The 25,745-nt window shown below is 66.2% G+C and carries 27 protein-coding genes and 1 riboswitch; of the genes, 10 read left to right on the forward strand and 17 right to left on the reverse strand.

Going from position 1 to position 25,745, the window contains the following annotated elements; translation table 11 throughout:
* Window positions 1–26: 26 nt before the first annotated feature.
* The gene (thpR, locus tag LX70_RS19105) at window positions 27–566 is read right to left on the reverse strand and encodes an RNA 2',3'-cyclic phosphodiesterase (RefSeq protein WP_105516395.1); all 540 of its coding nucleotides are present in this window, start codon (window positions 564–566) and stop codon (window positions 27–29) included.
* Between the two features lie 122 nt (window positions 567–688).
* Here thpR and LX70_RS19110 point away from each other — a divergent pair, with 122 nt between their 5' ends.
* The 3 genes from LX70_RS19110 to bluB all read left to right on the forward strand — a co-directional run bounded on the left by LX70_RS19110 (window position 689) and on the right by bluB (window position 4,305).
* Window positions 689–1,879 (forward strand): MFS transporter, encoded by a 1,191-nt coding sequence (locus tag LX70_RS19110; protein WP_105516445.1) that lies wholly within the window; start codon window positions 689–691, stop codon window positions 1,877–1,879.
* Between the two features lie 98 nt (window positions 1,880–1,977).
* Window positions 1,978–3,000 carry an aspartate-semialdehyde dehydrogenase gene (locus LX70_RS19115; RefSeq protein ID WP_105516396.1) on the forward strand — a complete coding sequence of 341 codons (1,023 nt, stop codon included), beginning with the start codon at window positions 1,978–1,980 and terminating at the stop codon, window positions 2,998–3,000.
* 315 nt (window positions 3,001–3,315) lie between these two features.
* Window positions 3,316–3,496, forward strand: a riboswitch (cobalamin riboswitch).
* A 44-nt stretch (window positions 3,497–3,540) separates the two neighbouring features.
* Window positions 3,541–4,305, forward strand: a complete 765-nt coding sequence (gene bluB, locus LX70_RS19120; RefSeq protein ID WP_211301757.1) for a 5,6-dimethylbenzimidazole synthase — start codon at window positions 3,541–3,543, stop codon at window positions 4,303–4,305.
* A gap of 50 nt (window positions 4,306–4,355) precedes the next feature.
* Here the strand turns inward: bluB and LX70_RS19125 are convergent, their stop codons facing one another.
* The 4 genes from LX70_RS19125 to LX70_RS19140 form a co-directional block, all read right to left on the reverse strand.
* Window positions 4,356–5,726, reverse strand: a complete 1,371-nt coding sequence (locus LX70_RS19125) for a glutamate--cysteine ligase (RefSeq protein WP_105516398.1) — start codon at window positions 5,724–5,726, stop codon at window positions 4,356–4,358.
* A gap of 115 nt (window positions 5,727–5,841) precedes the next feature.
* On the reverse strand, window positions 5,842–6,354 hold the full coding sequence (locus LX70_RS19130; RefSeq protein WP_105516399.1) for a hypothetical protein: 513 nt from the start codon (window positions 6,352–6,354) through the stop codon (window positions 5,842–5,844).
* Window positions 6,351–7,205: a GNAT family N-acetyltransferase gene (locus LX70_RS19135; protein ID WP_105516400.1), complete on the reverse strand. Its 855-nt coding sequence runs from the start codon at window positions 7,203–7,205 to the stop codon at window positions 6,351–6,353. The genes LX70_RS19130 and LX70_RS19135 overlap by 4 nt, the downstream gene beginning before the upstream one ends.
* Window positions 7,202–7,933, reverse strand: coding sequence for a 16S rRNA (uracil(1498)-N(3))-methyltransferase (locus tag LX70_RS19140; RefSeq protein WP_105516447.1), 732 nt, complete (start codon window positions 7,931–7,933; stop codon window positions 7,202–7,204). The genes LX70_RS19135 and LX70_RS19140 overlap by 4 nt, the downstream gene beginning before the upstream one ends.
* A gap of 12 nt (window positions 7,934–7,945) precedes the next feature.
* On the opposite strand from LX70_RS19140, the gene ubiA reads away from it, so the two are divergent.
* From ubiA to rpiB, 4 genes are all read left to right on the forward strand, one after another.
* On the forward strand, window positions 7,946–8,911 hold the full coding sequence (gene ubiA / locus LX70_RS19145) for a 4-hydroxybenzoate octaprenyltransferase (protein ID WP_245885142.1): 966 nt from the start codon (window positions 7,946–7,948) through the stop codon (window positions 8,909–8,911).
* A gap of 65 nt (window positions 8,912–8,976) precedes the next feature.
* On the forward strand, window positions 8,977–11,082 hold the full coding sequence (locus LX70_RS19150; RefSeq protein ID WP_245885143.1) for an OmpA family protein: 2,106 nt from the start codon (window positions 8,977–8,979) through the stop codon (window positions 11,080–11,082).
* A 55-nt stretch (window positions 11,083–11,137) separates the two neighbouring features.
* Window positions 11,138–11,464 carry a hypothetical protein gene (locus LX70_RS19155; protein ID WP_105516402.1) on the forward strand — a complete coding sequence of 109 codons (327 nt, stop codon included), beginning with the start codon at window positions 11,138–11,140 and terminating at the stop codon, window positions 11,462–11,464.
* A 65-nt stretch (window positions 11,465–11,529) separates the two neighbouring features.
* Window positions 11,530–11,979 carry a ribose 5-phosphate isomerase B gene (gene rpiB / locus LX70_RS19160; protein ID WP_105516403.1) on the forward strand — a complete coding sequence of 150 codons (450 nt, stop codon included), beginning with the start codon at window positions 11,530–11,532 and terminating at the stop codon, window positions 11,977–11,979.
* 6 nt (window positions 11,980–11,985) lie between these two features.
* On the opposite strand, the gene LX70_RS19165 is transcribed toward rpiB, so the two are convergent.
* The 9 genes from LX70_RS19165 to LX70_RS19205 all read right to left on the reverse strand — a co-directional run bounded on the left by LX70_RS19165 (window position 11,986) and on the right by LX70_RS19205 (window position 19,286).
* Window positions 11,986–12,426 carry a molybdenum cofactor biosynthesis protein MoaE gene (locus LX70_RS19165; RefSeq protein ID WP_105516404.1) on the reverse strand — a complete coding sequence of 147 codons (441 nt, stop codon included), beginning with the start codon at window positions 12,424–12,426 and terminating at the stop codon, window positions 11,986–11,988.
* 4 nt (window positions 12,427–12,430) lie between these two features.
* Complete coding sequence (gene moaD / locus LX70_RS19170; protein WP_245885144.1) at window positions 12,431–12,679, reverse strand: molybdopterin converting factor subunit 1; 249 nt, start codon at window positions 12,677–12,679, stop codon at window positions 12,431–12,433.
* Window positions 12,676–13,341, reverse strand: a complete 666-nt coding sequence (pgsA, locus tag LX70_RS19175) for a CDP-diacylglycerol--glycerol-3-phosphate 3-phosphatidyltransferase (RefSeq protein WP_105516405.1) — start codon at window positions 13,339–13,341, stop codon at window positions 12,676–12,678. Before pgsA ends, moaD begins: the two co-directional genes overlap by 4 nt.
* Window positions 13,342–13,390: 49 nt before the next feature.
* Window positions 13,391–14,503, reverse strand: coding sequence for a cystathionine gamma-lyase (locus LX70_RS19180; RefSeq protein WP_105516406.1), 1,113 nt, complete (start codon window positions 14,501–14,503; stop codon window positions 13,391–13,393).
* Between the two features lie 75 nt (window positions 14,504–14,578).
* On the reverse strand, window positions 14,579–15,739 hold the full coding sequence (locus LX70_RS19185) for an AI-2E family transporter (RefSeq protein ID WP_105516407.1): 1,161 nt from the start codon (window positions 15,737–15,739) through the stop codon (window positions 14,579–14,581).
* A gap of 126 nt (window positions 15,740–15,865) precedes the next feature.
* Window positions 15,866–17,107, reverse strand: a complete 1,242-nt coding sequence (locus LX70_RS19190; protein WP_105516408.1) for a saccharopine dehydrogenase family protein — start codon at window positions 17,105–17,107, stop codon at window positions 15,866–15,868.
* 52 nt (window positions 17,108–17,159) lie between these two features.
* Window positions 17,160–18,254: a carboxynorspermidine decarboxylase gene (nspC, locus tag LX70_RS19195; RefSeq protein WP_105516409.1), complete on the reverse strand. Its 1,095-nt coding sequence runs from the start codon at window positions 18,252–18,254 to the stop codon at window positions 17,160–17,162.
* A gap of 68 nt (window positions 18,255–18,322) precedes the next feature.
* Window positions 18,323–19,027: a winged helix-turn-helix domain-containing protein gene (locus tag LX70_RS19200; protein ID WP_105516410.1), complete on the reverse strand. Its 705-nt coding sequence runs from the start codon at window positions 19,025–19,027 to the stop codon at window positions 18,323–18,325.
* On the reverse strand, window positions 18,999–19,286 hold the full coding sequence (locus LX70_RS19205) for a hypothetical protein (protein WP_105516411.1): 288 nt from the start codon (window positions 19,284–19,286) through the stop codon (window positions 18,999–19,001). The genes LX70_RS19200 and LX70_RS19205 overlap by 29 nt, the downstream gene beginning before the upstream one ends.
* 173 nt (window positions 19,287–19,459) lie before the next feature.
* On the opposite strand from LX70_RS19205, the gene LX70_RS19210 reads away from it, so the two are divergent.
* The 3 genes from LX70_RS19210 (at window position 19,460) to LX70_RS19220 (ending at window position 21,922) form a co-directional block, all read left to right on the forward strand.
* Window positions 19,460–19,957, forward strand: a complete 498-nt coding sequence (locus LX70_RS19210) for a hypothetical protein (protein ID WP_146111661.1) — start codon at window positions 19,460–19,462, stop codon at window positions 19,955–19,957.
* Window positions 19,958–20,086: 129 nt separating this feature from the next.
* The gene (locus LX70_RS19215) at window positions 20,087–20,722 is read left to right on the forward strand and encodes a ribonuclease HII (RefSeq protein WP_105516413.1); all 636 of its coding nucleotides are present in this window, start codon (window positions 20,087–20,089) and stop codon (window positions 20,720–20,722) included.
* An 84-nt stretch (window positions 20,723–20,806) separates the two neighbouring features.
* Complete coding sequence (locus LX70_RS19220) at window positions 20,807–21,922, forward strand: site-specific DNA-methyltransferase (protein ID WP_105516449.1); 1,116 nt, start codon at window positions 20,807–20,809, stop codon at window positions 21,920–21,922.
* A gap of 102 nt (window positions 21,923–22,024) precedes the next feature.
* Here LX70_RS19220 and cls read toward each other — a convergent pair whose 3' ends face one another.
* Genes cls through mutY form a run of 3 tightly spaced genes read right to left on the reverse strand, consistent with a single transcriptional unit; the run spans window position 22,025 to window position 25,708 of the window.
* Complete coding sequence (cls, locus tag LX70_RS19225) at window positions 22,025–23,452, reverse strand: cardiolipin synthase (protein WP_105516414.1); 1,428 nt, start codon at window positions 23,450–23,452, stop codon at window positions 22,025–22,027.
* A 3-nt stretch (window positions 23,453–23,455) separates the two neighbouring features.
* The gene (locus LX70_RS19230) at window positions 23,456–24,595 is read right to left on the reverse strand and encodes an alkane 1-monooxygenase (protein WP_105516415.1); all 1,140 of its coding nucleotides are present in this window, start codon (window positions 24,593–24,595) and stop codon (window positions 23,456–23,458) included.
* Window positions 24,596–24,646: 51 nt separating this feature from the next.
* Complete coding sequence (gene mutY, locus LX70_RS19235; protein WP_281260467.1) at window positions 24,647–25,708, reverse strand: A/G-specific adenine glycosylase; 1,062 nt, start codon at window positions 25,706–25,708, stop codon at window positions 24,647–24,649.
* Window positions 25,709–25,745 lie beyond the last annotated feature (37 nt).

A 25,745-nucleotide genomic window follows, 5' to 3' on the forward strand; every position in this document is an offset into this window, starting at 1 on the left:
AGACGAGTCCTATTCGACCCGCCGCCTCAGCCCAGCGGATAGGAGGCGAGCAGTTCGTAAAACGGCCCCTCCTCCGTCAGGATCGACTCGTAAAGGCCAAAGCCGGTGATCCGCGCGGGCGGCAGGCGCAGGTCGCCATGGGCGGCAAGGAAGCGGCCAAGGCGGCCGACCTCATCCGGGGTGGCGCCCTTGCCGAAACGGGCCAGCGTCACATGCGGGGCAAAGCGCCGCCTCTCCCCCGCAAGGCCGATCCCGTGCAGGCGGCTGCGGACCCGGCTTTGCAGGTCGATCAGGGCGGGCGATGCCTCTACCCCGGCATGCAGCGACAGCGGCGGATCGCCGAAGGCCGCCAGCCCCGAAAGCGTCAGGTCGAACGCCTTCAGGCGAAGGGTTTCCAGCGCAAAATGCACCTCTTCCAGCATCGCCTCGCTTTGATCGCCAAGGAAGGTCAGCGTCAGGTGCAGGTTTTCCGGCGCCACGATCCGCCCGACCGGGATCGCGGCCTGAAGCCGGGCAAGGTCGCGCACCACCGGCGCGGGCATCTCGATCGCCACGAAACTGCGCATGGGTTGCCTGCCCTTTCCTTGCCTCTGGCGCGATCAGATCACGAATGCGCGGCCTTGCACAGGGCAGGTTTATCGCGCAGGGTCCAGCCCGCGAACGGGGCTTCAGGCAGACAGGTGAACAGGTGCGGGCAGGTATTGCGTTTCTGGTGGCCGGCTATGTGCTGAGCCAGTTCTACCGCGCCTTTCTGGCCGTTCTGGCCCCGGTCCTGAAGGCCGAGATCGGGGCGACGGCCTCGGACCTCGCGCTGTCCTCGGGCATCTGGTTTTCGATCTTCGCGCTGATGCAGATCCCGGTGGGCATCGCGCTGGACCGGATCGGGCCGCGCCTGACCGTGTCGGTTCTGCTGGCGCTTGGTGGCGGCGGCGGGGCGCTGGTCTTTGCGCTGGCCGGGGGACCTTGGGCGATCCACCTGTCCATGGCGCTGATCGGAATCGGCTGTTCGCCCGTCCTGATGGCCGCCTACTACATCTTCGCGCGCATCTATTCGCCCGCCGTCTTCGGAACGCTGGCGGGCGCGGTGATCGGCTTTGGCTCGCTCGGCAACATCCTTGGCGCCGCGCCCTTGGCCGCGCTGGTCGGGGCGGTGGGCTGGCGCGAGACGCTTTTCGGCCTGACCGCCGTGACCCTTGGCGTCGCGCTGGCCTTGTTCGTCTTCGTCAAGAACCCGCCCAGGGCCGACATGCCATCGACAGGGAGCGGGTCGCTTCTTGATCTGCTGCGGGTGCCGGGGCTTTGGGCAATCCTGCCGCTGATGGCGGTGGCCTATGCGCCCGCCGCCTCGATCCGGGGGCTTTGGGCCGGCCCCTATCTTTCGCAGGTCTTCGGGGCGGACGCCGCGCAGATCGGCACCTCGACGCTGGTCATGGCGCTGGCGATGGTGGCGGGGAACTTCGCCTACGGGCCGCTGGACAGGCTGTTCGGCACCCAGAAATGGGTGGTCTTCACCGGCAACCTGCTGTCGGCCGCGATGCTGGGCCTTCTTGCCGCCTTTCCGGCGACGGGCGTCTGGGGCGCGACCGCGCTTCTGGCCGCGCTTGGCCTTTTCGGCGCCTCCTTCCCCGCGATCATGGCCCATGGGCGCAGCTTCTTTCCGCCCCACCTTGTCGGGCGCGGGGTGACCTTCCTGAACATGTTCGGCATCGGCGGCGCGGGCATCCTGCAATTCTCCTCGGGCGGGTTCGAGCGCTGGGTGCAAGGGGGCGGCGCGACGCCTGCGGCCAGCTTCTCGGCGCTTTTCCTCTTCTTCCTGATCCCGCTGCTGGCGGGCCTTGTGCTTTATCTCTTCAGCCGCGACGCGCCCGCTGCGCCATGACCCTGCGGCAACATGGCGGGGCCGCGCCGAAAACAGCGCTTTTCATGGCTTTGGCGATGGGCTAAGGGGCCTCGTCCTTTTACTTGAGGAGACCCCAGATGGGCTACAAGGTCGTTGTCGCCGGCGCCACGGGGAATGTGGGCCGCGAAATGCTGAACATCCTCGCCGAGCGGGAATTCCCCGTCGACGAGATCGCCGCGCTTGCCAGCCGCAAGTCGCTTGGCACCGAAGTTTCGTTTGGCGACAAGACCCTGAAGACCCAGGACCTCGATACCTTCGACTTCACCGGCTGGGACATGGCGCTCTTTGCCGTCGGCTCCGACGCGACGAAGATCTATGCGCCGAAAGCCGCCAGGGCCGGTTGCGTCGTGATCGACAACTCCTCGCTCTACCGCTACGACCCGGAGGTTCCGCTGGTCGTGCCCGAGGTGAACGCCGAGGCCGTCGACGGCTACGCGAAGAAGAACATCATCGCCAACCCCAACTGTTCGACCGCGCAGATGGTCGTGGCGCTGAAGCCCCTGCATGAACGCGCGAAGATCAAGCGCGTGGTCGTGTCGACCTATCAATCGGTGTCGGGCGCGGGCAAGGCCGGGATTGATGAGCTTTGGGACCAGACCAAGGGCATGTATGTGCCGGGCCAGGAAGTTGACCCGAAGAAGTTCACCAAGCAGATCGCCTTCAACGTCATCCCCCATATCGACGTCTTCATGGAGGACGGTTCCACCAAGGAAGAGTGGAAGATGGTGGCCGAGACCAAGAAGATCCTCGACAAGTCGATCAAGGTCACCGCGACCTGCGTTCGCGTGCCGGTCTTCGTCGGCCATTCAGAGGCGATCAACATCGAGTTCGAGGATTTCCTTGATGAGGATGAAGCCCGCGACATCCTGCGCGAGGCGCCCGGCGTCATGGTCATCGACAAGCGCGAGAACGGCGGCTACGTCACGCCGGTCGAATGCGTGGGCGATTATGCCACCTTCATCAGCCGCATCCGGCAGGACGGGACGATCGACAACGGCCTGAACCTTTGGTGCGTCAGCGACAACCTGCGCAAGGGCGCGGCGCTGAACGCGGTGCAGATCGCGGAAACACTGGGCAACCGCTGCCTGAAGAAGGGGTAAGGCCGGGCGTGACGAGACGAAGAGGGGCGCCTTTCGGGGCGCCCTTTGCATTTCGGCGGCGCGCGGCGCCGGGCCACGGCGCGGCGATCCGACCTTGCTGCATCGCGATTTATGCCAGCCAGGTGCCTCCGACATCGATGTTTTGCGGGGCATTGGCCAATCGCCGGGCCGGGGGGTGGCCCGGCGATGCGCGGCGGCGCCTTGCGCCGCTGTTTCGCGCGGGGTGTCTTCATCGACTCCCGCCACAGGTCGACGCGGTCGTCCATCGCTCCGGCCCCCTGCCCCTTTCCACTGGACAAACCTCTCGCCGCCCCTAGTGTCGGCGAACCTTCCGGTGCCTGCCCTGGCAGGAGAATCGGGAACGCGGTGCAAGCCCGCGACGTGCCCAACGCTGTAAGGGGGACCGTCGGACGAAAGCCACTGGCCATCCCGGCCGGGAAGGTGTCCGGGCGGGGCGAACCCAAGTCAGAAGACCGGCCGGAAGGGATGGCGCCTGCCGCGCGGACGGTGGCGGGCGCGGGACCATCCAAGGGGACTCCGATGGCCGATATCACCTGCGCGCCCGCCGCGCATCACGCCTATGACACCGCCGACCGGCGCGCGCTTTACCGCACGATCTTCGAACGCCGGGACATCCGCCGCGACTTCCTGCCCGACCCGATCGCGCCCGAGGTGCTTAGCCGGGTGCTTCTGGCCGCCCATCACGCGCCCTCGGTCGGGTTCATGCAGCCCTGGGACTTCATCCTGCTGCGCGACCCTGCGGTCCGGGCGCGGGTTCACGCGCTTTTCGCCAGGGCCAATGCCGAGGCCGCGATGATGTTCGAGGGCGCGCGGCGCGACAGCTACCGCGCGCTGAAGCTTGAAGGGATCATGGAGGCGCCGCTGAACATCTGCGTCACCTGCGACCGCAGCCGTGGCGGCCCGGTGGTGCTGGGCCGGACGCATATTCCGGCGACCGACCTTTTCTCCTCCGTCTGCGCGGTGCAGAACCTCTGGCTTGCCGCGCGGGCCGAGGGGCTTGGCGTCGGCTGGGTCTCCATCCTCGACAACGATGCGCTGAAGGCGGCGCTTGGCCTGCCGGAGGCGGTCGTGCCGGTGGCCTATCTCTGCATCGGCCATGTCGACCAGTTCCGCCAGCGGCCGGAGCTTGAGACGGCGGGCTGGCGGAAACGGCTTCCGCTGGCGGGTCTTGTGCATCTGGATGGCTGGGGCGCGACCGGGGCCGAACCGGAGCTGGCCGAACGCCTGAGCCGCGATCAGGCGGCGGGGGAGGACGGCCGGTTCCTGCAAGACCGGCTTGGCTGACAGACCGCGCGCGCCGCGTGGGGCAAGGCCCTGCGGCGCGCGCCTTGGTGTCAGTAGCTATAGGCGCCGTAGATGCGCGTCAGATCGCCGTTCCAGTCGCCGTTGTAATGCTCCAGAAGCTCATCCGCCGGGACCGATCCGCTGTCCACGCTTTCCTGTAGCGCGTTAAGGAAGTGCGTCTCATCCGGCACCATCCCGCCTGCGCCCGGCATGGCGCGCGCCTTCAGCCCCGCCTCGGCGATCGCCAGAACCTCGCGCGCCAGGTCGTGCATCCTGACGCCCCCCGCCTCGGCCTGAAGCGCGGACACAGACGCCGCGACGCGCAACCCCTCGCGCGTCTCGGCGTCCCAGCCCTTCACCAGATCCCAGGCGGCATCCAGCGCCGACTGGTCGTACAGCAGCCCCACCCACAGGGCGGGCAGCGCGCAAAGCCGCCGCCACGGGCCGCCATCCGCCCCGCGCATCTCGATGAACTTCTTCAGCCGCGCTTCGGGGAAGATCGTCGTCAGGTGGTCGGCCCAGTCCGACAGGGTCGGCTTTTCGCCCGGCAGCGCAGGCAATTCGCCCTTCATGAAGTCGCGGAAGGACTGACCCAGCGCGTCGATATACTTGCCGTCGCGGTAGACGAAATACATCGGCACATCGAGCGCGTAATCGACATAGCGTTCAAAGCCCATGCCGTCCTCAAACGCGAAGGGCAGCATCCCGGTCCGCGCCGCGTCCAGATCGCGCCAGATCCGGCTGCGCCAGCTTTTGAAGCCGTTGACCTTGCCGTCGAAGAAGGGCGAATTCGCGAACAGCGCGGTGGCAACAGGTTGCAGCGCCAGCGCCACGCGGAACTTCTGCACCATGTCGGCCTCGGACGCGAAGTCGAGGTTCACCTGCACGGTGCAGGTCCGGTACATCATCTGCGTGCCATGGGTGCCGACGCGGCCCATGTAATCCGTCATCAGCCGGTAGCGCCCCTTGGGCATCATCGGCATCTGTTCGTGGCTCCAGATCGGGGCGGCGCCAAGGCCGATGAAGCCTGCGCCGATCTCATCCGCGATGGTGTGAACCTCACGCAGGTGTTCGTTCACCTCATCGCAGGTCTGGTGGATCGTGGCCAGCGGTGCGCCGGACAGTTCCAGCTGGCCGCCCGGTTCCAGGCTGACATTGGCGCCGTCCTTGACAAGGCCGATGATGTGGCCCTGCTCTTCGATCGGGTCCCATCCGTAACGGTCGCGCAGCCCTTCGAGCATCGCCTTGATCGAACGCGGCCCGTCATAGGGCAGGGGCAGAAGCGTATCCTTGCAGTAGCCGAATTTCTCATGCTCCGTGCCGATGCGCCAGTCGTCCTTCGGCTTGCAGCCTTCGGCGAGATATTCGGCCAGTTGCTCGTACCGTTCGATCGGGCCGCCGCCCTGCTGTGGAATGGACATCTTCTCTCTCGGCCTGATCGGTCTATGGGAGCGATACAGGTGCCGGTCAGGCGCGGGCGAGTCAAGCCCGCGCCGTCCCATTGGTGGCGCGCGTGACATGACAATTCGTGATCGCTCAGCCCGGCAGGCGCGGCGCGGCGCGGGTCCAGAGCGGCAGGGTGGACGCCCCCCGGTTCAGTGCCGCCGACAGCGCCGCCATGTCGATACCGGGCAGCGTGGCGAAGGCATCGAAAAGCTTTTCGGCCCCGGTCGCGTCGATGGGGATCAGAAGAACCTCAGCCGAACGGGTCCTCAGCCGCCACTGGCGCGCGCCGTGAAAGTCGGTCAGCCGCAGTTCGGTGACATCGTCCAGCGCAACAAATCCGCCAAAGGTCGGCCCGAAATAACCGACCTGCCCTTCGATCACCTCGACCACGCCGGGCGCCGCGACCGGGCGCTGAAAGCTGAGACGGCGAAGCGCATTCAGAAGCCAGCCAAGCGACAGCAGCGTCAGAAGCGCCCCGACCGGCAGGAACAGGAAGCCGCCCATCCGCATCAGAAGCGTGCCGACCAACGCGGCGCCCACGGCGGCGGCGACCTCGCTCCAGCGTTCGATTTCGCGCCGGGCCTTGGGGCGAATAAAGCTCATGCGATCCTCGTGCCGGGGGCGAAGAGGATCATCGCCATACGGCCCGCAGGGCGGAACCCGATGGCGGAATAGGCGCGGGCGGCGGCGTCGCTGGCGGCGAAAAGGACGGCGCGGGGTATGCCGGTCCGGCGCGCCTGATCCAGATGCAGCGCGACGGCGGCGCGGGCATAGCCCCGGCCGCGCATTCCTGGCGGCGTATAGACCCCGCCGACCTGCACCGCCTCGGGCAGTTCGGCGTTGAAGCCGGTCATGGCGACGGGCGTTCCGTCGCACAAAAGCAGCCGGTGGCTGTCCCGCGCGATATAGGTGTCGATGTCCCCGGCCGCGATGGCGCGGCTGCGGGCGGGCGGGGTTCCCATGACCTCTTCCCGGTAGCGCGCCCGCCAGTCGAGCGCGAGCGGGCGGCGGGCATCTGTCAGCGGGGCAAGGGCCAGCGACGGGTCGGCGGGCAGGATCAGGCGGGCCAGGTCGAGGGCAAAGCCCGGCTCATCCGCGCGGTGATCGACCGGGGCGCTGGTCAGGCCCAGCGCGGATTGCAGCGGTGCGGCCCAGTCGACCGGCCCGATGATCCCTTCGACGGCCTCCCCCGCCAGCATGTCGCGCAGGGGGCGCAGATCGCCCTCCCCCTGCCCCGGCAGGACCGGCAGCACCATGCCCATCGCGCTGAGGCCAAGGGTGGCGACGATCCGCCCCCCGGCCTCGCGCAGCCAGAACCGCATCTGGTAGCGCCCCTCGCGGCCCATGCCGTGATGGGTCAGGTTCGACAGCGGGAACATCGCCTGATCGAGGTAAAGGCGCAGGAAGGCCGCGATGGCGGCGCCCTCCCCCCCGGTCGCGGCCCGAAAGCTCATCGCCAATCCCCGAGCGTTGCCTGCCAGAGCGTCAGCGCGGCGATGGCGGCGGTTTCGGCGCGCAGGATGCGGGGGCCGAGGGAGACGGGCGTGACGAAGGGCAGCGACCGCAAACGGTCCCGTTCGGCTTGCGAAAAGCCGCCTTCGGGGCCGATCAGGATCGCCCACGGGTCGGGCGCGGCCTTGCCGAGCGGCGCAAGGGGGCCGCCCGGCGGCGCGCTTTCGTCGGCCCAAAGGATGCGGCGCCCCGCGGGCCAGTCGGACAGAAGCCGCGCCAGCGGTGCCATATCGGCGACCTCTGGCAGGGTCAGCGCGCCGCATTGTTCGGCAGCCTCGCGTACATGCGCCTCGGCCTTGTCGCGGCGCAGGCGTTCGGAATTGGTGTAGTCGGTGGCAACGGGCAGCAGCCGTGCCGCCCCAAGCTCCACCGCCTTCTCGACGATCATATCCGTCCGGGCCTTCTTCACCGGCGCGAAGAGAAGCCAGAGATCGGCCAGCCCGGTCTGCGGCCGGGTCTGTTCCAGACAGGCCAGCACACCCTTGCGCTTGCCCGCCTCCGTCACCTCGGCCAGCCATTCCCCGTCACGGCCGTTGAACAGCAGGACCCGCGCGCCCTGCCCTTCGCGCATGACGCCGAAAAGGTAATGCGCCTGCCCCTCCTCCAAGGGAAGCGATTGCCCCGGCCCAAGCGGGTGGTCTACATAAAGCCTGATCTTTGCCAGCGACATGAGGCAGACCATATGTGCGCGACCCGCCAAACGCCAGATGCCGGAGGCCAGGTTGCCGACGCGGTCCGGGGCAACTGGGTGGACCGTCTGGCCCCCGAGGCGGCGCGGCCCTATCTGCGCCTGTCGCGCGCCGACCGGCCGATCGGGACCTGGCTTCTGTTGATCCCCTGCTGGTGGGGTGTCGCGCTGGCGGCGTCGGTCGATGGCTGGCGGATCGGCGATCTCTGGATCGTGATCGGCTGCGCGCTGGGGGCCTGGCTGATGCGGGGTGCGGGCTGCACCTGGAACGACATCACCGACCGCGATTTCGACGCCGCCGTCGCGCGCACAAGGTCGCGGCCGATCCCCTCGGGCCAGGTCAGCGTAAGGCAGGCCGTCGTCTGGATGTTCGCGCAGATGGCGCTGGCGGGGCTGATCCTGTTCACCTTCAACGGGATCACCATCGCGCTTGGCCTTGCCTCGCTGGGCCTTGTCGCGATCTACCCCTTCGCCAAGCGCTTCACCTGGTGGCCGCAGGTCTTCCTTGGCCTCGCCTTCAACTGGGGCGCTGTGCTGGCCTATGCCGCCCATTCCGGGACGGTTACACCCGCGGCTGTCCTGCTTTATGCCTCGGGCATTGCCTGGACGCTGTTTTACGACACGATCTATGCCCATCAGGACAAGGAGGATGACGTCCTGATCGGCGTCAAATCGACCGCGCGCCTGTTCGGGGCGGCGACGGGCAAATGGCTTGGCCTTTTCCTGATCTTCACCGTGGGGCTGATGACGCTGGCGATCCTGACGGCCCTTCTGCCCGTTGCCGGGCCGGTAAAGCTGGGCCTTGCGCTGATCGCGCCCTGGGCGATGGGCTGGCACCTTCTGTGGCAGATGCGGCGGCTGGACATCGACGCGCCGGACACCTGCCTGTTCCTGTTCCGCAAGAACCGCGATACCGGGCTGATCGCTGCGCTGTTTATTGCCGCCGCCGCGTTCCTTTGATTGATCCCGCCCCCTTCGCCGCTTAGGTACGGGGGGTTCCTTATCCGAAGAAAGAAGCCCTGCCGATGCGTCCTTCGATGCGGTTCCTTGAAAAACTTCGTCTGCCCCGATCCGCCAATGGCCGCCTCCCTCTCAGGGTCCTGACCGCGCTCAGCTTTCTTGGCGCGGCGCTTCTGAGCGTGATGGGCGCGGCCTGGGCCGCGATGGTGATCGAAAGCCGCTCGGCCGAGGGGATCGACGCGGCGTTGAAGGCGGCGGGCTACGACTGGGCCGGGGTGGCGACGGACGGGCTTCAGGTCACGCTCAGCGGCACCGCCCCGACCGAGGCCGCGCGCTTCCGGGCGCTGTCGGTCGCGGGAACGGTGGTCGACGCCGACCGCGTGACCGACGCGATGGACGTGGTCGATGCCGCCGCGCTGAAGGCCCCCGATTTCAAGATCGAGATCCTGCGCAACGGCGACGGCATTTCCCTGATCGGGCTGATCCCGTCAGACGCGGATCACGACCGGATCGTCGAGGATCTGAAGGACATCGCCGGGTCCGGCACGCTGACCGACATGCTGGAAACCGCCCAGCATCCGGTGCCGAAGGGCTGGGACGCGGCGGTCAGCTACGGGATTGCCGCGCTGAAGAACCTGCCGCGCGCCAAGATTTCCGTCGCCGCCGACAAGGTCTCGGTCACCGCGATTTCCGACAGCGCGGCCGAGAAGGCCAAGCTTGAATCCAACCTGTCGCGCAAACGGCCCGAGGGGCTGCGCGTCACGCTTGACATTTCCGCCCCGCGCCCGGTCATCACGCCCTTTACGCTGCGCTTCCTGATCGACGGCGAGGGCGCGCGGTTTGATGCCTGCTCGGCCGAAAACGAAACCTCGCGCGACCGGATCGTTGCCGCGGCCGTGGCCGCCGGCGCGCAGGGCAAGCAGCGCTGCACCATCGGCCTTGGCGTGCCGACGCCGACCTGGTCGGATGCGGTGACGATGGCGCTGGCCGCGATGAAGGAACTTGGCGCAGGCTCCATCACCTTCTCGGACGCCGATATTTCGCTGATCGCCGCCGACAGCGTCAGCCAGGCCGATTTCGACCGCGTCGTGGGCGAGCTGGAATCGAACCTGCCGGAGGTGTTTTCCCTACACGCCGTCCTGACGCCCAAGCCCGAGCAGACCGCAGAGGTGATCGTCCCCGAATTCACCGCGACGCTTGGTCCGAAAGGCAAGCTTGAGATGCGCGGGCGGCTGGGCGACGAACAATCGCGCGACGCGGTGCAGAATTACGCGCTGTCACGCTTTGGCACCCAGATGGTCCATACCGCGACGCGGATCACGCCGGACATGCCGCAGGGCTGGCCGATTCGGGTTCTTGCCGCGCTTGAGGCGCTGGGGGAACTGGCCGAGGGGCAGGTCACGGTCCGCGCCGACAGCATCGCGGTCCGGGGCAAGACAGGGTCCACCGACGCGCGCGATACGGTGGCGCGGATCCTGTCCTCGAAGCTTGGCGAGGGGCAGCGCTTCGATCTGAACATCACCTATGACGAAAAGCTCGACCCGCTTCTCGGCCTGCCGACGCCCGAGGAATGCGTAGCCTCTGTCAATGAGGTGATGGCGAGCGAGAAGATCAATTTCGAACCGGGTTCGGCCCATATCACCAAGGAAGGCGGGGCGATCCTCGACAAGATCGCCGAGATCGTGAAGACCTGCCCCGACGTGCCGATGGAGATCGGCGGCCATACCGACAGCCAGGGGCGCGAGGAAATGAACCTCGCGCTTAGCGAGGACCGGGCGGAGGCGGTGCTTGCCGGGCTGATGGACAGGCGTATCCTGACCTCGCACCTGACGGCGATGGGGTATGGGGAAACCGTCCCCATCGCCGATAACGGGACCGAAGCCGGGCGCGAGGCGAACCGCCGGATCGAATTCCGGCTGGTGACGCCGCCGGGGCAGGAAACGGCGACCGAGGACACCGCCGCCGCGACCGAAGGCGATGGCGCAGCACCGCAGGACACGGCGACCAGCGACGGTGGCGGCACCGATGCGGCGCAGGACACCGCCGGGACCGACGGCGACGGTACGAACGCTGCGCAGGATGCGGCCGCGCCCGAACCGACCGTCGAGGCGCAGCAGGCGACCGAGGAAACGCCGCATCCGAAGGTTCGCCCCGAGAGTGGCGGCAACTGACACGCGGCACGGCAGCACTTGACCGCCGCCGGTCTGGGGGGCAAAGCATCGGGACATGAACAGAACCGAATTCATCATCGCAACGGCGATCATCCTTTTCGTGGCCTTCGGCCTTGGCTGGTTCGCCTGCTGGCTTATCAACCGCCTGTCGCGCGTCACCCAGGCCGAGATGGGCGAGCTTGAGCAGATGGCCCGCGACCTGCACGAGGCGGAAGAAACGCGCGATCAGGCGATCACCTATCTGGAAACGCGCGAGGCGGAGCTTATCAACCAGCTCAACCAGTCGAACGCCGAGCTGCGCGCCGCCATGGACGGGCTGCGCGACGCCCGGCATGAGGCACAGGAACTGCGCACCTATATCGAGCGGATGAGCGCGGGATAGCGCCGGGGTCCGCGACACACCCTTGGCAGGCGCGGCATAACGCGCGGGAACCGGAGCAAGCTTTCATGTCGACCAGCAAACGTATCGTCCTTTCCAGCGATCACGCCGCCATCCCCCTCAGGCAGGCGATCGCGACCCATGTCGCGGCACGGGGGTGGGAGGTGGTCGATATCGGCCCGGTGACGCCCGAAAGCACCCATTACCCCGACCACGGCGCGGCGGCGGCACGGCGGGTCGCCTCCGGCGATTGCGGGCTGGGCATCATCCTGTGCGGAACCGGCCAGGGCATCATGATGGCCGCGAACAAGATCAAGGGCATCCGCTGCGGCGTCTGCTCCGACGCCTTCTCGGCCCGGATGATCCGCCAGCATAACGACGCCAACATGCTGTCCATCGGCGCCCGCGTGGTGGGCGAGGGCCTTGCGCTCGACATCGTGGACGCCTTCCTGAACGCCACGTTCGAAGGCGGACGGCACGGCACGCGGGTGGACATGATCACGGCGCTGGAAGGCTGACGCCCGCTACCAGCGGCCCAGCGCGTCCTCGTCCTCATCTTTCGCGGCGACCCATTCGGCGCCGTCGGGGCCGAATTCCTTCTTCCAGAAGGGCGCGCGGGATTTGAGGTAATCCATCAGGAATTCCGCCGCCTCGAAGGCCGCAACGCGGTGGCGGGCGGCGGTGGCGACCATCATGATCGCCTCACCGGGGTGCAGCGCCCCGTGGCGGTGAATGACCAGCACATCGGCCAACGCCCAGCGCAGCCGCGCCTTATCGACGATGGCGGCGATCGCCTTTTCGGTCATGCCGGGATAATGCTCGATCTCCATCCGCTGCAAGGTGCCGCTGTCGTCGCGCACCACGCCAAGGAAGGTGACAACCGCGCCCACATCGCGCCCGCCCTGCCCGAAGCCCGCGCATTCCGCGCCGTAGTCGAAAGGCCCTGCCTGCACGCGGACCTGCATCGGCTCAGCCCCCCGTCATCGGCGGAAAGAAGGCGACCTCGCGCACGCCTGCCAGCGGCGCGGCGAAATCCGACAATTCCTGATCCAGCGCGACGCGCAGTGCGGTGACATCGGCGAAGGCCAGAGCGTAACGCTCTTCGCGCGCTTTCAGCTCTTCCACCAGATCGGCGACCGTCACGGCATCCGTTTCCACCCGCTCGCGCGGGAGGCCGATGCGTTCGCGCAGCCATGCGAAATACAGAACCTCGATCACTTTTCGTCCTTCAGGAAAGGCAGCGCCTTTCGGAAATAGTCCCACCCCGTCAGAAAGGTGAGGATTGCAGCGATCCAGATCAAGGTCAGCCCGACCATCGTCGCATAGGACGAACAGCCGCGCGGCCCGCAGGACCGGATCGGATCGGCGAGGCCCTGGCTGACGAGACTGGCGTATTGTTCCGGCGTCATGCCGCGCCGCGCGATCCCTTCAAGATGTTCAAGCCCGGTGCCAAGGAACAGGACCGCGATGGCGACCATCTGCGCGGTGGTCTTCCACTTCGCCAGCTTCGTCACCTTCAGCGTTCCCGCCTTGGCGCCCAGAAACTCGCGCAGGCCGGACACGAAGACCTCGCGGAACAGGATCACCGTGGCGGGCAGGATCAGCCAGGGGTTCATGCCGGAATAGCCGGTGATGACCATGATCGCGATCACCACCATCGCCTTATCGGCGATCGGGTCCAGCATCGCGCCGAATTTGGATTCCTGCTTCCAGAGCCGGGCGAGGTAGCCGTCGAAATAGTCGGTGATCGCGGCGCTGATGAACAGCGCCAGCGCCAGCCAGTCCGCCCAGGGCCGGTGGAAGTAGAGGAACATGACCGCCACGCCGGGGGCGGCGAGCAATCTCAGCACGGTCAGGGTGTTCGGGATCGTCCAGCGCATGACGGCACCCTAGCGGGGAGCGGGGGCGACTGAAAGGGGGGTCGCGGTGCTATGGCTGATCGCGCAGCGCGCCGTCGATGGCGGCCCACAGCGCCTCGGCCGGTTCGCAGCCGATGGCGAGACGGACGAAGCCGGGCGCGACCGCATCGCCCCAGCGGTCGCGGCGTTCGGCAGAGCTGTGGACGCCGCCGAAGGAGGTCGCGGGCCGAAGGTAGGGGCAGGCGGCGATGAAGCGCTCCGCCTCTTCCGCCGAGCCAAGCGTCAGGCCGATCAGGAAGCCCGAGGCGGCCATCTGCCTGCGGGCGAGGTTATGGGCCGGGTCGGTCGGCAGGCCGGGATAGCGAACCCGCGTCGCTGCAGGATGGTCGGCAAGGCGCGCGGCGATCAGGCCCGCCGTGCGGCACATGCGCTCGAAGCGCAGTTCAAGCGTTTCAAGGCTGCGGTGCAGAAGCCAGGCCTCGAACGGACCCGGAATGGTGCCTGAGATCTTGCGCCAGTCCCGCAGCGCCGCAATCTGGCCCGCGTCGCGGCCTGAGACATGGCCCATCAGGATGTCCGAATGCCCGCCCGGCGCCTTGGTATCGGAGGCGACGACGATATCGGCGCCAAGGTCCAGCGGGCGCTGGCCAAACGGCGTCATCGTGGTGTTGTCGACGACGCTGATCCCGCCCGCCGCGCGAACCGCCCCGGCAATCGCCGCGATGTCACACAGGTCGAGACCGGGGTTCGAGGGGGATTCGATGAAGACGAGGCGATAACCGTCAAAGCCCCCCTCATCGAAGCGGGCGGTCGGGCGCTGATCGAAGCTTACCCCAAGCTTGGAAAGGAAACGGTCGGCGAGAAGCCGGGTGGTGTAATAGCCATCCGAGGGCAGAAGGACGCGGTCGCCTGCATTCAGGAAGGTGAAGAAGGGCGCGGCGATGGCCGCCATGCCGGAGGGGAAGAGCAGCGTTTCGGCGGCTTCGAGATGGGCCAGCGCCTCTTCCACCGCCTCCCATGTCGGGTTTTCGGCGCGGCCATAGCCGGGGAACCCCGCCGGATCGCCGGGCAGGTGGTACATGGAGCTAAGCGTCAGGGGCAGCGCCAGCGGCTCCCCCTTGCGAAGCGTCCGGCCCCTGAGGTGAAGAAGCTCTGCGGCGGAGGGGGGGGTGGTCTCGCTCATTTCTGGCCTGCCTTCGGGTAATCCGGCAGGCAGGTTAGCCAGAGCCGCCCGGACAGGGAAGAGCGGATCGCCCCGTCAGGTCATCGGCACCCCTTGCGGCGCGACCGTATCTTCGGGTTCGGGGTCATCAACCTCGTCCGGTTCGGCCGGGCGGGTGTCGCCAAGGAAGTTGCCGAACTTCTCCAGCGCCGGGATATGCTCGCTTAGCACCCGGATCACCACCAGCATCGGCACCGCGACGATCATCCCGATGATCGACCAGAGCCAGGCCCAGAGCGCGACCGACAGGAACACGACCACGGTATTCATCCGCAACCGGCGCGAGACAAAGTAGGGCGTGATGATCTGCCCCTCGACCGAGTTCATGAAGACATAGCTGCCCGCCGCGATCAGGGCCGGGTAATAGCCATCGAAGCTGACCAGCGCGACGGCGGTGATGATGGTCACGCCGATCATCATGCCGATATAGGGGATGAAGTTCAGAAGGAACGCCAGCGCCCCGAACATGGCGGGCGAGGGCATCCCGATCAGATACATTGCGGTGCCGATGGCAAGGCCGAGGCAGATGTTGATAAGCGTGATGGCGCCAAGGTAATTGCCAATCCGGTCCTCGATCTCGCGCAGCGCAAGATAGGCGCGGCGCTTGTCGCGCATGCTGTCGAAGCTTTGCACGATCTTGAGGTAGAGCAGATCGCCCGAGGCCAGCAGGAAGAAAAGCAGAAGCAGCGTGAAGAGAAGCTGCGAGAAGAAGCCCGGCACATAGGTTGTCAGCGTGCCGATCATCCCGCCGCTGTCCTCCTTGGTCACAATCGAGGGGCCGGAGGAGGACGCGCTTTCGGAAATCTCGTCGATCTTGTCCGCCGCGTGTTTCAGGGCGGTCAGCGAATCGCGCAGGTCGCGCAGCTTGTCCTCAAGCTCCGCGCTGATGCGCGGCATGTCGGTGATAAGGTCGCGCGCGGGCTGAACCAGAAGCGTCCCCATGACGGCGACGAAGACGACCAGAAGCAGGGTCACGCCGCTTGCCGTCACGACCGGGGGAATGCCCTTGCGCCACAGCCAGCGGCGCACCGGCACGAAGACCAGAAACAGCAGGATCGCCAGCGTGACCGGCATCAGGAAATTGCGCGCCTGGGCGATGGCCGCGCCGAAAAGGATGATGAAAATCCCGATCACCGCCCATGAATGGGAGGACCGTTGCGTCTTCGCGTCACCGCGCGACGGGAACATGTGAACCATTGCACCCCCCTTAGGGCCGGACCGCCTGGGCCGTGCTTCTTTGCAGGCACAATCCGCAAAGGGGGCGGCCGGTTCCGGCCGGGCGCGAAAATACCGGCCGCGTCTGGAGACGCGGCCGGGCGCGCGTCAGGCGAAATCGACCGCGCGGTCGCCCTGCGCATCCTTGACCCGCGTCGGCAGGCCGATGCGGTTCAGGAGGCTGATGAAGGGCTTGGGGTCCAGATCCTCGACATTGGCCATGTGGCCCACATCCCATGTGCCCTTCGCGATCAGGATCGCGGCGGCGACCGGCGGCACGCCTGCGGTATAGGAAATGCCCTGACTTCCCACCTCTTCGAAGGCTTCCTTGTGATCGGCGACGTTGTAGATGAAGACCTCGGCGGGTTTGCCGTCCTTTGTCCCTTTCACCAGATCGCCGATGCAGGTCTTGCCGGTATAGCCGGGCGCAAGGCTCGCCGGATCGGGCAGCACGGCCTTGACGAGCTTCAGCGGCACGACCTCCAACCCCTCGGCCGTGGTCACCGGCTGTTCCGACAGAAGCCCGATGGATTTCAGCACCGTGAAGACGTTGATGTAGTGATCGCCAAAGCCCATCCAGAAGCGCACATCGGCGTCCTTGTAGCGGGCCGACAGCGAATGCACCTCATCATGGCCGGACATATAGGCCTTTTGCTTGCCGACCACGGGCAGGTCCCATTCGCGGCCCACCTCGAACATCCGGTTCTCGCGCCATTCGCCGCCCTGCCAGGAATAGACCGTGCCGGTGAATTCGCGAAAGTTGATCTCAGGGTCGAAGTTGGTGGCGAAATACTTGCCGTGGCTGCCTGCGTTGATATCGACGATGTCGATGCTTTCGATCGTGTCGAGATACTGATCCTCGGCCAGCCGCGCATAGGCGTTCACGACGCCGGGATCGAAGCCGACGCCAAGGATCGCGGTCACGCCCGCCTTGGCGCAGGCGTCGCGCTTTTTCCATTCGTAATTGGCATACCAGGGCGGGGTTTCGCAGATCTTGTCCGGCTCTTCATGGATCGCGGTGTCCATATAGGCCACACCCGTCGCGATACAGGCATCGAGAACGGACATGTTGACGTAAGGCGTGCCGACGTTGATCACGATCTGGCTGCCGGTCTTGCGGATCAGATCGGCCACCGCATCGCTATCCTTGGCGTTCAGCTCATGCGCGTCGAACGTGCCTGCGAGCTTCATCGCGCCCTTGGCATGGACGCCCGCGATGATGTCGTCGCATTTCGACTTCGTGCGGCTGGCGATATGCAGATCGCCCAGAACGTCGTTGTGTTGCGCGCATTTATGCGCCACGACCTGCGCGACACCGCCCGCCCCGATGATAAGCACGTTCTTTTTCACTTCGGCTGTCTCCTTTTCCCAGAGGCCAGTGGAAGGGGAGCGTGTAACACGCTCACGACAGGCTAGAGGCGTAGTCCTCGTAGCCAAACTCGCGGACCAGACGGATGGAGCCGTCAAGGTCCCTGATGGCGATGGACGGCATGTTCACGCCGTTGAACCAGTTCTTCTTGACCATCGTGTAACCGGCGGCGTCCTGCACCGAAATGCGGTCGCCGACATTCAGCGGCTGTTCGAACCGCGCATCGCCGAAGATGTCCCCGGCCAGGCAGGACTTGCCGCAGATCTGGTATTCGTGATCGCCCTGCTGCGGCAGCTTGGCCTTTTCGCGGTAGATCAAGAGGTCGAGCATGTGCGCCTCGATCGAACTGTCCACGATGGCAAGGTCCTTACCGTTGTTCAGAAGGTCCAGCACCGTCACCTCAAGCGTTGTCGAATTGGTGATCGCGGCTTCCCCCGGTTCCAGATAGACCTGCACGCCGAACTTTTCCGAAAATGCCTTCAGCCGCGCGGCGAGGTCATCCACAGGATAGCCTTCGCCGGTAAAATGGATGCCGCCGCCGAGGCTGACCCATTCCACCTTCTCCAGAAGCCGCGCGAATTCGGTCTCGATCCGGCCAAGCTGCTGGTCGAAAAGGTCGAAGTCGCGGTTTTCACAGTTGTAGTGGATCATGAAGCCGGAAACGCGGTCGATGACTTCGGCGATCTTCGCCGCGTCCCATTCGCCGAGGCGCGAGAACGGCCGCGCCGGGTCGGCCAGATCGAAGCCGGAGGTCGAGAAACGCGGGTTCAGGCGCAGCCCGCGTTCGATATGGGCGGACTGGTTGCCGAAACGCTCAAGCTGACCGATGGAGTTGAAGATGATCTTGTCGGCGTAACCGACCGCCTCTTCGATCTCATGCCCGGCCCAGGCGACGGAATAGGCGTGGGTTTCCTTGCCGAACTTCTCCCGCCCCAGACGCAACTCATATAGCGAAGATGAGGTCGTGCCATCCATGTGATCGCGCATGAAGTCGAAGACGGACCAGGTGGCGAAGCATTTCAGCGCCAGCAGCGCCTTCGCGCCGGACCCCGCGCGCAGCCGGTCGATAATCTCCATGTTGCGAAGAAGCTTCGCCCTGTCGATCAGATAGAAGGGTGTCTGAATCATCCAAGCGCCCCCCGGCCGGCAAATGAGGGGCCGATATAGGACCCCCTGCCCCGTCACGCAAGGCCCGCTCAGATCATGCGGATGGCATCCTTGTCGACCGACAGCATATAGCCGCGCCGGGCGATGTTCTTGACCAGAAGCTCCGCCACCATCTGATTGCCGAGCGCGTCGCGCAGCCGCTTGATCCGCATGGCGCCCGAGGCCTCATCGCAATCGGCGGCGTTCTTGCCGGAGATCACCGCCTCAAGCTCTGCCCCCGACATCACGTCGTCATCCATCCGCGCCTCGGCCAGAACCGACAGCGTCTCGATCGCGGCGGGGGTCAGGGTAAAGGCCATGTCGTTCAGCACGACCGCATTTTCCCCCCGGCTGATCAAGAGCGAGGTGACCTGAATGCCCTGTTTGCGGATCTCGTTCATGCGGCGGTTCAGGGTGACGATCATCACAAGAAAGACCAGCGCCGCGATCAGCAGGGCGGTGGCAAAGACCAGAAGCACGAAGATGATTGACCGATAGCTGGCCAGCACGGCGGAAAAGGCAGTGCCGGACTGCGCGAGGATCTCAAGCAGCTTGATCTGGTCGCCGGTCGTCAGCGCGTCGTTTTCCACGAAGATGCGTTCGACGCGGGCGTTGAAGGCGTTCGCGTCGGGCAGGTTCAGGAACAGAAGCAGCGCCGCCAGCGCAAGGATGGCGACGATTGCGACGATGCCGATCACGACAACCCGGTTGCCGGTCTTCAGCGCGTCAATTGCCGTTGGAGCCTGATCCGCCACCACCGTTCCCCTGACCGTTCGATCCACCGCCAAGGATGGAGACAATGGACAACAGCGTCCAGCCTTCGCGTGCAAGCTTTGGCGCAAGCGCCGCCGCCGCCGCCTGTTTGGAGCTACAGGCCGCATCAGGCAAGTCCGCCGTGCCGAATTCCAGCTTCAGCGGATTGTCGCGCTTGGCCTTGTATTCCACGCGGCACCCGGCCGCTGCCGGAAGGGCCGTCAGCGCAAGGGTCAGGGATATGAGAACGGTACGGATCATGGGCCGACCATCGGCAAACTTCCCGCGCTAATCAATAACAAACCGGCGAAATCCCGCCGTTATCGGGTAGCAGCCCCCGGTTATTGCCTGTCTTCGGGCAACGGGCCGACAGTCGGGCCATGACGCCGGCCCTGCTGCCAGGACCGGGCCGCCGGCAAGAAAGGAACCACGCCATGACCAAGTTCAAACCCCGCCTCGTCGCCCTCATCTCCGCCGCCGCCATCGCGTTTGGCGCCACGACCCCCGCCTTCGCCCTGAATGAGAGGGAGCAGAACGCGCTGGCCCTGATCCTTGGCGCCGCCGCCGTTGGCGTCATCATCAATGAGGCGAACAAGGACAAGAACCGCAAGCGCGCGGCCGATGTCACACGCTATCAGGACCACCCCTGGGGCCAGGATATGCGCGGGGACCGCCGCTGGGACCGCGATGACGACGACAACCGCGGCTTCCGCCGTCCCCGCGCCACGATCCCGGCGCAATGCGTCTTCCCGATCCGGGGCGGCCATGGCCCGCGCACGGTCGTGTCCTCGCGCTGCGTGAACCAGTTCGGCATCGCCCGCAAGCTGCCGCGCGACTGCGCATTCGACGTGCGGATCGGGCGTGACCGCGAGCGTGTCTACGGCGCGCAATGCCTGGAACAGAACGGCTTCCGCGTCGCCGGCCGCCGCTGAAGGCAAAAGGTTTCGAGCAGTCGGCCGCGATCTCCCCAAATTTCTGCGGCCGGTGTCGGGGCGGGTGGCACCAAGACCACCCGCCCCGTTTTTTCTTGCACCGCCCCGGCGTTCGCGCGACGAGAGGGCATGACGGACGCACCCGATTTCAGTTTCGAAACCCGCGCGATGGCGGGCGGCGCGGGCCGCGTGGCGGGCGTCGATGAGGTCGGGCGCGGGCCGCTCTGCGGGCCTGTGGTCGCGGCCGCCGTCCGGCTGGACCCCGCCCGCATCCCCGAGGGGCTGAACGATTCCAAGAAGCTTAGCCCCGCGCGGCGCGAGGCGCTTTACGATCTGCTGATGGCAACCGCCGACGTGGCCATCGGCGCCGCCAGCGTCGAGGAGATCGACGCCATCAACATCCTTCAGGCGTCCCACCTGGCGATGATCCGCGCGGTGGCGGGGCTGCGCGCGCGGCCCGATCACCTGCTGATCGACGGCAACCGCCTGCCGCGCGACCTGACGATCCCGGCCGAGGCCATCGTGAAGGGCGACGCGCGGTCGGTCTCCATCGCCGCCGCCTCGGTCGTCGCGAAAGTGTGGCGCGATCGCATCATGGTGGATTTGGCGCAACAGCACCCCGGCTATGGCTGGGAGCGTAACGCCGGTTATCCGACGAAAGACCATCTTGAGGCGCTCCGAAATCTCGGTCCGACCCCACACCATAGGCGTTCGTTCCGCCCCGTCCACAATATCTTGTGCCAAGACAAAACTGTAAGTACTTGATTCAAAAAAGAATTTGACGGCGAATCGCCTCTGACTCATCTTGTGGACAACAAGAACGGCACAAATCGCCGGAATGAGGCAGAGATGACGAAGACCAGGACAGAGGGCGCCGCGGCGCTTCCGCTCAACACGATTCTCGACGGCGATTGCATCGAACGGATGCTGGCGCTGCCGGAGGAGAGCGTCGATCTGATCTTCGCCGACCCGCCCTATAACCTTCAGCTTCGCGGCGACCTGCACCGGCCCGACAATTCCAAGGTGGATGCTGTCGACGACCACTGGGACCAGTTCGAAAGCTTCAAGGTCTATGACGACTTCACCCGCGACTGGCTGGCCGCCGCGCGGCGGCTGTTGAAGCCGAACGGCGCGATCTGGGTCATCGGGTCCTATCACAACGTCTTCCGCATGGGGGCGGAGTTGCAGAACCAGGGCTTCTGGATCCTCAACGACGTCGTGTGGCGCAAGTCGAACCCGATGCCGAATTTCCGGGGCAAGCGCCTGACCAACGCGCATGAGACGCTGATCTGGGCGTCGAAGTCCGAAAGCGCGAAATACACCTTCAACTATGAGGCGCTGAAGGCCCTGAACGAAGGCATCCAGATGCGCTCGGACTGGGTGATCCCGCTTTGCACCGGAGGGGAACGTCTGAAGGACGACGCGGGCGACAAGGCCCACCCGACGCAAAAGCCCGAGGCGCTGCTGCACCGCGTCCTTCTGGGAACGACCAATCCGGGCGACGTGGTCCTCGACCCGTTCTTCGGGACCGGCACCACGGGTGCCGTCGCCAAGATGCTGGGCCGCGAATATATCGGCATCGAACGCGAGGCCGCCTATCGCGAGGCCGCCACCAAGCGCCTGTCGAAGATCCGCAAGTTCGACCGCGAGGCGCTTGAGACGACCACCTCCAAACGCGCCGAACCGCGCGTCCCCTTCGGCCAGATCGTCGAACGCGGGATGCTGCGGCCGGGGGAAGAGCTTTATTCGATCGGCAACCGCTACAAGGCCAAGGTTCGCGCCGACGGCACGCTGATCGGCAATGACGTCAAGGGCTCCATCCACCAGGTGGGCGCGCATCTGGAAGGCGCGCCGTCCTGCAACGGCTGGACCTACTGGCATTTCAAGCGTGACGGCAAACTCGTCTCCATCGACATCCTGCGCCAGCAGGTCCGCGCCGAGATGGATGAAAGCCGCCCGCACTGACACGGTTTACCGCCGGTGCCTGTGGCGCCCGCCACGGCACGAACTTGACCCCGCCGGATTGCACCCCCGGCGGGGCTTTTTTTCGCCCGGTTGGTCCCGCCGTCAGAGAATAGGCGCAAAGAGCCGCGCGAAGGGCGCGGTGTAGCGGATCAGACGGTGCGGGATGTCGTTGAAGTCGGTCTCATAAAGCTCTGACATTTCAAGGTCGTCCTCGAACATCGTCGCGACCTCGGCGGCAAAACCCGGATCGAAGACCAGCGCCGTCGCCTCGAAGTTCAGCCGGCAGGAGCGGTTGTCGAGGTTCACGGTCCCGACCGAACCCATCCAGTCATCCACGACAAGCGTCTTGGAATGCATGAACCCGTCGAGGTAGCGGTAGACCTTCACCCCGGCCGGGCGCACTTCGTCAAAATAGGAGAACGCGGCAAGCCAGACCAGCCAGTGATCGCGCTTGTCCGGCACCAGAAGGCGCACATCGACCCCGCGCAATGCGGCGAGTTTCAGGGCGTTCACGATGTCCACGTCCGGCACGAAATAGGGCGTCGCGATCCAGAGGCGGTTTGAGGCCGCGTTGATGGCGTTGAGAAAGTAAAGGCTGCCCGTTTCCACCGCATCCGATGGGCCGGTCGACAGGATCAGGCAATCGCGCCCGCCCTCCTGCCGCGCGGGGCGCCAGTTCAGTTCCGGCGTCTCGCCCGTGGCCCAGTGCCAGTCCTCGGCAAAGGCAAGCTGAAGCTGCGCCACGGCGGGGCCGTCGATGCGCATATGCGTGTCGCGCCAGTGTCCGAACTTCCGCGACCGGCCCATATATTCGTCGCCGACATTCAGCCCGCCGATAAAGCCGGTCTCTCCATCCACCACGACGATCTTGCGATGGTTGCGGAAGTTGATCTGAAAGCGGTTCCGGCTGCGCCTTTGGGCGTGGAAGTTGGAGATCTGCACCCCGGCGTTGCGCAGGTTGGCCAGATAGGCCGAAGGCAGCCCGACGCTGCCGATCCCGTCATAGATCACCCGCACCTTCACCCCGCGCCGGGCGCAGTCGATCAGGTGGCGGGCAAGGTCGCGGCCAAGCTCATCATCGCGAAGCGTGTAGAATTCGACCAGCACATAGGTTTCGGCGGCGTCGATGGCCGCAAATATCCCGCCAAAGGCGGCGGGGCCGTCGATCAGAAGGGTGGTCAGGTTGCCGGACAGGACCTTTTGCGTCGCCAGCGCCTCGAACGCGCGCACATCCTCTTGCCGGGGGCCAAGCCGGGCAAGGTCGGCGGGGGCGTTCCGGGTGATCTGCCGCGTCACCTGCGCGATAGCCTCGCGCATGTCGCGGCGCATCGCGACATAGCCCGACAGCCGCTTGTGGCCCAGAAACAGGAAGACCGGCACCGCCAGATGCGGCGCGGCAAGCAGGAAAACCACCCAGCCGACGGCGCCCTGCGGCGTGCGCGCGTGGCGCATCGCGCGAAAGGCGAAGATCACGGCGACGATCTGAAACCCCGTGACGCCGAGAAGGACGAAGATGGTTTGCCAGCTCATCGCTCAGGACCCGCGCGGCAGGGGGTTGGTTGCCTTGTTATAGGCGCCCCATTCCGTGACATCGGGGTAGAACTGCCGCCGCCATGCCCGCACGCGCGGGTTCATCCGCCGCCGCCAGAGCGGCGGGATCATCGCAAGCGCGGTCATCGCCGGATAGCCCAGCGGGAGTTGCGGGGCCTCATCGGCGGCGTAGGTCTGAAGCAGCGGGAAGCGGCGGTCGGGTTTGTAGTGGTGATCGGAATGGCGTTGCAGGTTGATAAGCAGCCAGTTCGTCACCTTGTGATCGGCGTTCCAGGAATGGTGCGGGCGAACCGGCTCATACCTGCCGTCGCCCAGATAGCGGCGGGTCAGGCCGTAATGTTCGACGTAGTTCACCAGTTCCAGATGCCAGACCGCGATCAGCGCCTGCCAGAGGAACAGCGCCAGCCCCTGCCAGCCGCCGATCCCGAAGGCCAGCGCCAGCATGGCGATCTGAAGCGCACCGTAGCGCCAGAACGGGTTGGACGGATGCCCCACCCCGCGCCCGGCCCGCGCCAGCAGCAGCTTTTCGGCCCGCCAGGCCGAGGCCGGCCCCTTGCTCAGCACGCGAAAGAACATCCGGTGGAAGCCCTCGTTATAGCGCGCGGTCACCGCGTCGCGCGGCGTGCCGACATAGCGGTGGTGGACCAGAAGATGTTCCGTCCGAAAATGGCCGTAAAGAACCATCGCCAGCAGAAGATCGCCCAGCCAGCGTTCGAGCCGGTTCTTCTGGTGCATGAGTTCGTGGGAATAGTTGATGCCGATGGCGCCCGTCATCATCCCCACGCCGAAGAAGAGCACGATCCGTTCCCACAGCACCAGATCCGCGCCATGCGTGACATACCAGATCAGGCCAAAGACCGTGACGAACTGGATCGGGAACCAGATCAGCGTGATGAACCGATACCAGAAAAGATTGCCCTCGGGCGTCTCGGGATCGGGATTGTCGCGGTTGAGACCAAGAAGCTTGTCGAGAAGCGTGGTCAGAAGTTCCGCGTAGACCGGCAGCAGGAACAGGGTCCAGCCGCCCCGGATCGCGCCGACCCAGGCCAGCGGCACGAAGACAAGCGACAGCCAGAAGGGCAGTGCTGAGGTGAGACGGGGCGAAAGGGGCGCACGGGGCATGAGGCACTCCGGGGGTTGCTGGCGCCAGACTAGCCGCCTGTCGGGCCTGCCTCAATCACCCGAAGGCGGCAATGATGCCGCATCATGGACCTTGCGCATCACCGTCGGCAGGCTGGCGGGGCGGAAATCCCCGCGCGCGACGAAACTGCCGCGCCCCGGCGCGGTCCCGCCCGCGACCCTGGCCGTCATCACCGTCAGGGTCAGGTGGAAATGGGTGAAGGTATGGCGGACCGTCCGCGCGGCTTCCTGCCAGTCGGCCGGGACCGGTGGCGAAGGCTCGGGCAGCACCTCGGCCCAGTCGGTGCCGGGCCAGCCCAGCATCCCGCCCAGAAGGCCCTTTTCCGGCCGCCGTTCCAGCAGCACCGCGCCGTCGTCGCGGGTGGCGACATAGGCGATGCCCTGACGCTCCGGCTTCACCGCCTTGGCGGATTTGCGCGGCAGCGAGGGCGCGATGCCCGCGGCCCGCGCGCGGCACAGGTCCATCAGCGGGCAGATGCCGCAGGCCGGGTTACGGGGCGTGCAGATCGTGGCGCCAAGGTCCATCATCGCCTGCGCGAAATCGCCCGGCCGTTCGGTCGGGGTCAGGCGGGCTGCACGTTCCGCAAGCTTCGACTTGGCGCCGGGCAGCGGGTCTTCGACGGCGAACAGGCGCGCAACGACCCGTTCGACATTGCCATCGACCACCGTCGCCGCCTCATCGAAGGCAATCGCGGCGATGGCGGCGGCGGTATAGGGGCCGATGCCCGGCAGGCTGCGCAATGCCGTACTATCGCCGGGAAAGACGCCGCCATGATCAGCCACGACCGCGCGGGCGCATTTCAGAAGGTTGCGCGCGCGGGCGTAGTATCCAAGCCCCGCCCATTCGGCCATGACCGCGCCATCCTCCGCCGCCGCCAGTTCCCCGACGGTCGGCCAGCGCGCGGTAAAGCGGCGGAAATAGTCGCGCACGGCGGCCACCGTGGTCTGCTGCAACATCACCTCGGACAGCCAGACGCGATAGGGATCGGGGCGGATCCCGGCCCGGCGTTCCTGCGGCCCGACGCGCCATGGCATGACGCGGGCATGGGCATCGTACCAGCCCAGAAGCGGGAGGCTGACATCTGCGTCACACAAACTTTATTCCTCCGCCTCGCATCCCGATGGGCAATCC

Origin of the sequence: Albidovulum denitrificans (assembly GCF_002973535.1) — a bacterium.
Taxonomy (GTDB): domain Bacteria; phylum Pseudomonadota; class Alphaproteobacteria; order Rhodobacterales; family Rhodobacteraceae; genus Albidovulum; species Albidovulum denitrificans.